Annotated in this window: 5 protein-coding genes; 1 reads left to right on the top strand and 4 read right to left on the bottom strand. The window is 36.6% G+C overall.

The window, feature by feature from the left end:
* Window positions 1-511 precede the first annotated feature (511 nt).
* Complete coding sequence (locus tag CKF54_RS08265; RefSeq protein ID WP_262407812.1) at window positions 512-637, top strand: hypothetical protein; 126 nt, start codon at window positions 512-514, stop codon at window positions 635-637.
* A gap of 397 nt (window positions 638-1,034) precedes the next feature.
* Here CKF54_RS08265 and CKF54_RS04285 read toward each other — a convergent pair whose 3' ends face one another.
* From CKF54_RS04285 to CKF54_RS04270, 4 genes are all read right to left on the bottom strand, one after another.
* Window positions 1,035-1,913: a DnaJ domain-containing protein gene (locus CKF54_RS04285; RefSeq protein WP_119525110.1), complete on the bottom strand. Its 879-nt coding sequence runs from the start codon at window positions 1,911-1,913 to the stop codon at window positions 1,035-1,037.
* 495 nt (window positions 1,914-2,408) lie between these two features.
* Window positions 2,409-4,019 (bottom strand): ABC transporter substrate-binding protein, encoded by a 1,611-nt coding sequence (locus CKF54_RS04280; protein WP_119525108.1) that lies wholly within the window; start codon window positions 4,017-4,019, stop codon window positions 2,409-2,411.
* A 315-nt stretch (window positions 4,020-4,334) separates the two neighbouring features.
* Window positions 4,335-6,059: an ABC transporter substrate-binding protein gene (locus CKF54_RS04275; protein WP_119525107.1), complete on the bottom strand. Its 1,725-nt coding sequence runs from the start codon at window positions 6,057-6,059 to the stop codon at window positions 4,335-4,337.
* 502 nt (window positions 6,060-6,561) lie between these two features.
* The gene (locus tag CKF54_RS04270; protein WP_119525105.1) at window positions 6,562-8,190 is read right to left on the bottom strand and encodes an ABC transporter substrate-binding protein; all 1,629 of its coding nucleotides are present in this window, start codon (window positions 8,188-8,190) and stop codon (window positions 6,562-6,564) included.
* Between the last annotated feature and the right edge of the window lie 960 nt (window positions 8,191-9,150).

Genomic DNA, 9,150 nt, shown 5'->3' with positions numbered 1-9,150 from the left:
AACTGAAGAAATTAATGACACAACCTACTATAAAAGTTAGTGTCTCAAGTAAGAAAAAATTCCACTTAGCCAACCATCTAAATTGTATGCTTTCCCTTACTTTTTACTCAACAAATAGCAACAATTATTGAACTTTCTTCTCAGCTCACTAACTTAAAAAGATAGCAGATCAACAGTTTTATCCCCCTCCAAAAAGCATTTTTTGCCCTAAACTTAAGTAAACTTCTAGCTCATTTTAGAGCAACTTTTCACATAGACAAATATCAAAGTTTAACTCTAATTTTCAATTAGTTACTTGTTGAAATTTTTTCGTAAAAGTCTTTCATTTTAACATTTTTTTGTGTTATGCTATTAGTAAGTACTTTAACTTATTTACTTTTAATTTCCTTTTGCAAAAGCTTAACCTCGAGGGGTATTTTGAAAAGGAATTAAAATGAGTAAGCTTATTTGGTGCTGCTAGACGTCAATCCTGTCGCTAGTTTATTAACAACTAACAAAAGAGGATACCCATATGGAACACGTAAACAATTTATACAGCAAAACACAAACCAAAGACGTTAAAAAAGCAGCTAGCTACTTAGAAGATATCGAACGCTTAGTGCGTGATGGTATGTTCAATAGCGATGTGTTAAAATAGTTTTTGGCTACAAAACTATTTAAACTAAACGTATACAGTTAAGTCTTTGACTTAAATTAGTACTTTCCCAAACATAGTCTAAAAATCTAACCTTAATGAAGAGAAATGTATTTGCGCATTTTACTAAGGTTAATTGATCTATCACTTTAGGTTGTTACATAAAGATTTATAGTTTTTTCTTCTTCATTTGCTATAGATCCGGTAATTTCTCTAAGGTGATTTTTTTATTTGTTCGAAGTGCAGAACAAAAGCCTCCAAGCACCAAAATCAAATCTCAAAGCTTAATCAAAGAACAGCTCAAAGCCAAAACCGCAAAGCAAACTACAACAAACGAATAAAAGTAAAGCTCCCACAGCAATAACTGTGGGAGCCTTACTTTTATGTAATTGTACTTAAATTAGAAGCCTTTAAATGCTGAGATTAAATCAGCTGCAGCATTAATTTTTTGTGACATTTCGTTGTACTCCTCTTTTTTACCTTCAGGAGCTTTATCTGGGTGCCACTTAGCTTGTAAACGACGTTTAGCTTTACGTAACTCTTCTTTAGTTACATTTGAGCTTACGCCAAGCAGATCATAAGCTGCTTGTAACTCTTTTTGTGCATCAGCACGATAGTAGTTTTGGTAAGAGTTTTGTTGTTGACGCTCGTAACCAGAGTTGTCTTGGTAACCGCCACCAGTAAACGCGTCTCTCCAAGAATCTTGTGAAGAGCTTTGGTTTCTACCGTAATCAGTAGCACGCATTAATAACACAGCTGTGATTTGTGGTGGAATGTTTAACGCAGAACCAATTGTAAAGATTGCGCTGTATAAACGATCATCACCTCTAGTACGTACTGCATTACAGTAAACATAGATAATTACTGTTAAGAAATACACACCAGAACGACTTTGCGTCATCATCATAGTATTACGTAGATGACCAATAGAAATGTTTTCATCTACTGATGAATCATTAGCAGCTGTATCTAAACGCTCTAAAGCACGCACGATATCAACATAAGGGTAAGAGTTAGAGATCTCTTCACCAAAAAGAGTTTTTGCGTCATTTACTGCGCTACGCGTAGCGTTGCCTGTTTTACGAAGTAAACAACCAATAATTTCAGCAAGATTATCAACTTGGCGTTGATAAATCTCGATATTTTGAGCTGAATTATCTCTTTGTTTTTTCTCTAGGTAAACCCCTAGCAAAATACCAATAACCAACCCAAAAACACCAAAGATCATTAAGCCGACAAAGCCACAAACGACTATTGTCCAAGGGAAATTTTTCTGCATATTCTTGTTCTATATATCTAAGATAGCCTCAGTTATATTTACAAGCAAAGCCTAGTAAACAACTTACTTTTACTTTGAGTTTAGTAGATTAAAATCTACAAGATAACTGCAAAATAGTAAATGTAAATTTGTCTTTAAATTCGCTTGCTTGCAAATTAGATGTTAATGTTTTTTTAGTATCTTATTATAGCTTATCTTTCTATAATATTGAGGTAAAAATCTTAAATACAAGCTAAAAACTCAAAATATTTCCCTCCTGAAGTAGTTGAACAACAAAACCGTCCTTCTTTGCCCCTAATCTAGCAGAAAAATCTCTTGCCTGAACTACAAGTTACAAGTTACAAGTTACAAGTTACAAGTTACAAACTGCAAACTGCAAACTGCAAACTGCAAACTGCAAACTGCAAACTGCAAACTGCACTAGCCAAGTTACATTCTTATTCTCTTGCTCCCTTACTATCTTACTTTCTTACTATCTAAGTAGCTATAAACAAGCTACTCTGCAACTATGTACATGTCACGATAGTAAGTTAAGGCTAAACCTGTATAGTAACCTTGAAGCTGTGGCTTCTTAATAATCGTATTTTGTACATACCACACAGGTTGGAATGGACTGTCTGTTACTAACAGCTCATTAGCTTGCGCATAAAGCTCTGCACGTTTATTCCCATCAATTGTTGAGTTAGCTTCTGCTAAGAGACGATCATACTCTGGGTTTTGCCAACGTTTGTTGTTAATTGGACTGTCAGACAAGAAAATGTTGTACATAGTTGAAGCTTGGGTATAGTCCATACCATAGCCAGCAAAGATAAAATCGTAGTCAAGTTTTGGGTACTTAGCGTAAAGGGCAACTGGTTCAAGAGCTTCTTGTTTAAGGACTACGGCACCATTTGAACCGGTCTTCCAAAGGTTAGCTACAGCTACGTATAGTTTGCTATTTTCATTACTAATTGGCTGACTTAGGGTAATCACCAGAGGGTTCTCTGGAGTATAACCTGCCTCTGCAAGTAATTGACGCGCTTGGGCATTATTTTCCTCTTGTGGTCTACCAAACCATGCTTGTTGTTTTACGTCCTGTAAGTCTGCAAGGTATGGAGAAGCAAATGATGAGGTTGGGATATTGGTTTTTAAAACCTGTGAAGTAATCAGTTCACGGTCTGTTAGTAAAGATAAAGCTAAACGTACTTTTGCCGGAACTCTAAATGGATTAAAAGCAAGGTAACCTGTACGTCCTGCTAAAATCTTGTGCACTTCATTAGCGTGCTCTTTTTCGATTTTATCGATGTACTGCGATGGTACTTCACTCACCAGATATTCTCCACTTAAGTAACGCATGTAGGAAATATTGGTATCTTTGGTAAAGTCATGCTGGATCTTAGTTAAGTGCACATTAGCAGCATCCCAATAGTCATTCCATTTGCTATAAGTCATTTGCTCATTAAACTGGTATGAGCTAATTTGGTAAGGTCCATTACCCACTAAGTTTTCTTTTGCTGTCCATTTATCACCATACTTCTCAATTAAATCCTGACGTACGGGTGCAGTTAACACTGCAGAAAGCATTTCTGGTAACCAAGCTACTGGAGAGGTTAACTTAATTTCCAAAGTATAATCATCAAGAGCTTTTACTCCCAATTCACTTTTATCTTTCTCCCCTCTAAAAATCTCCTTAGCATTAACAACATTCGCATTTACTAAGTAGTCGCCAAAAGGAGCAGCTGTCGCGCGGTCAGTTAAACGTTGCCATGAGTAAACAAAGTCACTTGCCGTAACTGGTTTACCATCCCACCACTTAGCTTCAGGACGCAGTTTAAAAATCCAAGTCAAACCATCTTCGCTAACACTCCAAGATTGAGCTGCCACCGGTACATACTTCCCTTGGTTGTTTAAACGCGTTAGCGTATCAAATACTGGACGCAGTGTTTTAAAATCTGCGCCATATTTAAGCATATTCGGATCTAAAGTATCTGGTGATGATGGAAAAGCTAAACGTAAGCTCTGCTCTGGAGCTAGTTTAGTACCAGCTGGTAACTCTGCCCAGCTAGTGGTCGCAAGTAGGCTCGCTAAAAGCGTTAAGCCGATTTTGAAAGTTGAAATCTGTTGCATAGTTCTTTGTGGTTAGATTGTTTTAAGTGTGGTTAATTAAAAGTTTGCTTGAATTATTTGAAGTTTGGTTAGTTTGAAGCTTGCAAACTGGGTTGTGGTTTGAAGTTTGAAGCTTGTTAACTTGGTTAGTTTGAAACTTGCAAACTTGGTTGCTTAACTCTTTGGTAAAGAGTTTAAGTTGGTTAAAGAAAACTGATTCTCGAGTCGAATTTCTAGTTTCAAATTTTGAACTTCGTATTTCGATTTCAGTGGTTTAAGTTTGCTAAATTTCAAACTAGCTTAAGAAAGTTTTAAGTTTTGAGTTTTAAGTTTTATTTACTTTTTCGCAACTACAGGGGTAGTCATAATGTACATATCACGGTAGTAGCGAATAAAGTTTTCAGTATAGTATCCGCCTAGAGTAGGACTTTTTAGGATCTGGTTTTGTACATTCCAAAGAGGAATAACAGGGAGATCTCTTTGCAGAACTTTGTTAGCTTCGGCGTAGTAATGCGCTCGTTGTTTAGCGTCTAAGTCACGATTAGCTAGTTCTACTAGCTTATCGTACTCTGGGTTGCTATACATTCCTTGGTTAAATGGTGAGTGCGAAATAAAGAGGTTGTAAAAACTTGAAGCTTGATCAAAGTCTGCACTCCAACTTCCTTGCAGTACTTGGAAATCACCTGAACGATAACGCTGTTGCCAAACTTTAGATTCAAGTGCTTCTTGGCTAAGTTGTACTATCCTTTGAGAGTTTTGTTTAAGCATACCTTGGAGAGCAACAAAGCGTTTCATTGATTCAGAATCGCTTGGCGTTAAGTAAACTAACTTAAACGGATTAGTTGCTGAATAACCTGCTTCAGTAAGAAGTTTAATCGCTTCTGCGTTATTTACTTCTTGTGGACGATAGAAATAGTCAGCTTGAGTAACTTCTTGTCCATCACGAATAGCAGCTGGGCTTACAGCAGTAGTTGGATTATTTGAGCCAATGACATTTTTTGTCATGACTTCACGGTTAATGAGCAGAGATAGAGCTTGACGAACACGTACATCAGGCACATACTTCGGATTTACTGTTAACCAAGCAGTATTTAAAGTAGTAATGTTTGTAAGCTCATCTGGACGCTCTTGACGCATCTTCTCTTTAAATTGTGTTGGAATATTTGCAACTAAATACTCACCTTCAAGATATCTAAAGTAAGCCATGGTTGGATTATTAATAAACTCATGACGGATATCTGTAATAACAATATTAGCAGCGTCCCAATAACCATCCCATTTGCTATAAGTCATGTAGTCATTAACCTGCGCGGCTGTAATCTTGTAAGGACCGTTACCGACAATATTTTCAGGTCTTGTCCAAGCATCACCATACTTTTCAATTAAGTCTTGGCGTACTGGGGCAGTATTTAACCAACCGAGGATTTCAGGTAACCAAGCAGTTGGTTGGGTAAGTTTAATCTCTAAGGTATTATCATCAATAGCTGTTACTCCGAGAGTAGTTGGAGCTAATTTGCCCTCATTGATTTCACGGGCATTAACTACATTAGCTACCGCAAGATAATCACCATAGTGAGCTGCGTTTTTTGGATCAGTGAGGCGTTGCCAAGCATAGACAAAGTCTTGAGCTCTTACAGGGACACCATCCTGCCAAGTTGCACCTTGGCGTAAGTGGAAGATCCAAGTTAAACCATCAGCTGATTGCTCCCATGAGCTTGCAGCTGCTGGAATATACTTCCCTGTGTTATCCAAACGCACTAGAGTATCAAAAACTGGTCGTCCTGTTTGGAACTCAACTCCATAGTACATATAGGTTGGATCTAAAGTATTAGGGTAAGTATTTAAATTAAACGACAGAGTTTGCTTCTGAGCTAACTCAACTCCCTCCGGAATATTTACTGCCTGTGCTCCCAAACCAAAGGTAAAAGCACTAGCTAGCAAAGTCAACTTCAAAGTTGCAGGTAAAGCTAACTTAGTTAAACAAGACTTTGCTAGTAAAGATGAATTTGAAAATGATTTTGTAGTTGGATTAACAATAGATTTTAAAGTTGATTTAAACATTTTTTATCTCCACGGAAAAACGGAAAACAAAAGTGTTAAATCAATAAAACATTCGTGAACTATAAACGTCTAACCCCACAATTTACCATATGCTATTAGCTTGCACTATATACTATTAGCTTGCACTAATAGCTCAACTGGGATATAGACTAGGTTAAAATTGGACAAAACAAAGTAACCAATTCTGTTTTGTCCTTTCTATTTTTACGATTAACCTGAACATTAATCGAGAGAAAATCGTAAAATGTATAAAAAGAAAGAAAATCTAAAAGAAGCAAAGGCTAAAAACTAGAAAACTAGAAGGCTTGAAAAAATAGTAACGTTTAAAAGCTTAAGTACTTTAATAAAGCAAGCTAGTTTTCGTTTGAACTCCTTCTTTCTTGACAAAGTAAACAAGTATTCTTTTAAAGTAATTCTATCTTGCAAAGCAAGTAAGTTTTCTTTGTAACTTACTCTTGCCTTGCAAGTGCTTAGTCACCGTACTTTACTTAGTGACTGTTCATTACTTAGTTAAGTACATATCACGGTAGTAGTTTACCCCTAACCCTGTGTAGTAACCTTGCAGATTAGGTTTTTTGAGCAGTAAAGTTTCAACGTACCAAACTGGAGCAGCTTGTAAACCATTAACTAGAACTTGGTTAGCTTGCGCATATAAAGCTGCACGCTCTGCGTCGTTGATGGTTGAGTTCGCAGTTAAAACTAACTTGTCATACTCTGGAGATAACCATTTTTTATTATTAATTGGGCTATCAGAGAGGAAGATATTGTACAGAGTTGAGGCTTGGGTGTAATCCATGCCGTAACTCGCGATAATTAAATCGTAGTCAGTACGGTTGTACTTGTCAAAGTAAGCTGTTGACTCAACTGCCTCTTGTTTTAACACAACTGTACCGTGAGTTGCACGACGCCAGATATCTGCAAGAGCTACGTAGATTTTGTTATTTTCTGGACTTGCGTTCTGGGTTAGAGTTAGAACTAGAGGGTTAGTTGCTGAGTAACCCGTTTGCTCTAAAAGCTCGTTAGCACGAGCGTTATTCGCTTCTTGAGAGTTGAAGAACCAATCTTGTTGTTTTACATCCTGGAGATCAGATAAGTATGGAGAACCAAATACTGAAGTAGGTGTATTTGAGTGAATAATTTGCTCGGTTAGTAACTGACGATTAGTTAGTAAACTTAAAGCTAAACGTACACGCTCATCTGGAATACGTTGTAAGTTAAATGAGAAGTAAGCTGTACGTCCTGCTGGAATTTTATAAACTTCGTTTGGACGTTCTTGGTTAATTACGTCGCGGTATTGCGCTGGTACTTCACTTAAAGCAAATTCACCCGCAAGGTAACGATAGTAAGCAGCTACTGGATCTTTTTGGTACTCATGAGTTACTTGGGTTAGAGTTACATCTTTTGCACCCCAATATTTATCCCATTTGCTGTACACCATACGATCGTTTACACGATAGTAAGTAACTTTGTACGGTCCATTACCTATAAGGTTAGCTGGATTAGTCCAAGCATCGCCATATTTCGCAATCAGGTCTTGACGAACTGGAGCAGTCATTACTGCAGAGAACATCTGTGGTAACCAAGCTACAGGCGCAGTTAGTTTTACTTCAATGGTGTAATCATCAAGAGCACGTACTCCAAGTTCTTCAGGAGCTTTTTTACCACTAAAGATCTCTTTAGCATTTACGATATTAGCTTGAACTAAATAATCACCGTAAGCTGCGCCTGTTTTTGGATTAGTGAGGCGTTGCCATGAGTAGATAAAATCAGCAGCAGTTACAGGTTTACCATCTTGCCAAGTTGCTTCAGGACGTAATTTAAAAATCCAAGTTAAACCGTCTTCTGATTGTTGCCAAGACTCTGCAGCTACAGGTACATATTCTCCAAGATTATTTAAACGGGTAAGCGTATCAAATACTGGTCGTAGTGTTTTAAAATCAGGTCCAAATTTAAGCATATTTGGATCTAAAGTATCTGGTGATGATGGAAATGCGAGTTTAATGGTTTGTTCTTTAGCTAGGTCTGTTCCTGCTGGTGGCGCAGCTTGAACATTAGTTGCTGTTGTTGCCATTAATGAAACTGAAACTAAAGCTAAAGATAAAGTCGCGAGACGCATATTACGGAAAAACATAGTTAACCTCCAAAATACAATCAGACAAAAAGTTAACTAGTTTACCTAAGTAAGAACTCAGCAGTTACCAGCTTGGAAGTCAGGTGACAAATAATCCATCGCAACCAAACTTACAAGCTCAAAAACTTACAGTCACAAGCTCAAAAACTTACAGTCACAAGCTCAAAACTTATACAAGCTTACTGATTTACAGAATTACTGATTTACAGAATTACAACTTGCAAGTTCATAACTTGTAAAAGTCATGCGACAAAATAAAGCCAAGATTTTAATTCAAATCGAATGCACAATTAGCTAAAGGTTTAAAATCAAATTAGCAGTTAGCTAGAGATTCAAAATAGAATTAGCAATTAGCTAGAGACTTAATAGAGCTAAGAAGACAAAGCTCAAAAGCAAAGCTTGAATTTAATACAGACTAAAATAAAAATTTAAAAAGGAATAAAAAATATAAAGATTTGATAAAACTACCGGTAAAGACCTTAAATCTCCACGGTAAAAGATTAGGTAGTGAGCTACCTAGACAAATTAAAATAAAAAACAGATTTAACCCTGCTATTGTCTCTAATTTTTCTTGGCTAAGTAATTCTTGTTGCTGACGTAACTGTCTTGAATTTTACTTAGTTAAACTAGAAGAACGAGAATTAACATCGTTTATCAATTTAATTTAAGATGAGTAAATTGGAATGAAATTAAGCACCGCAACCACGCGATGTTGTTACAAGCCACCACAGCTTGAAACCAAATAATATACTTTTTTATATTAGCGTAAATTTTTCTCGTTGACTAGAGATTTTTTAAGTTGAGAGCAAAAATTAAAACTATTGAGTTGATTTTTAAGGTAAAAAAGTTTAGCTTAGGAAAGGTCTTTGGAGGTTCATGTACTCATGTACTCATGTACTCATGTACTTTTATGCTCCTATTCTCCTCTGCTCCAAACTTACAGTTCACAGATTCCAGTTC

Source organism: Psittacicella hinzii (assembly GCF_003585885.1).
Classification (GTDB): domain Bacteria; phylum Pseudomonadota; class Gammaproteobacteria; order Enterobacterales; family Psittacicellaceae; genus Psittacicella.
The sequence above is the reverse complement of the archived record's forward strand: the minus strand, read 5'-3'. Positions and strand labels throughout refer to the sequence as shown.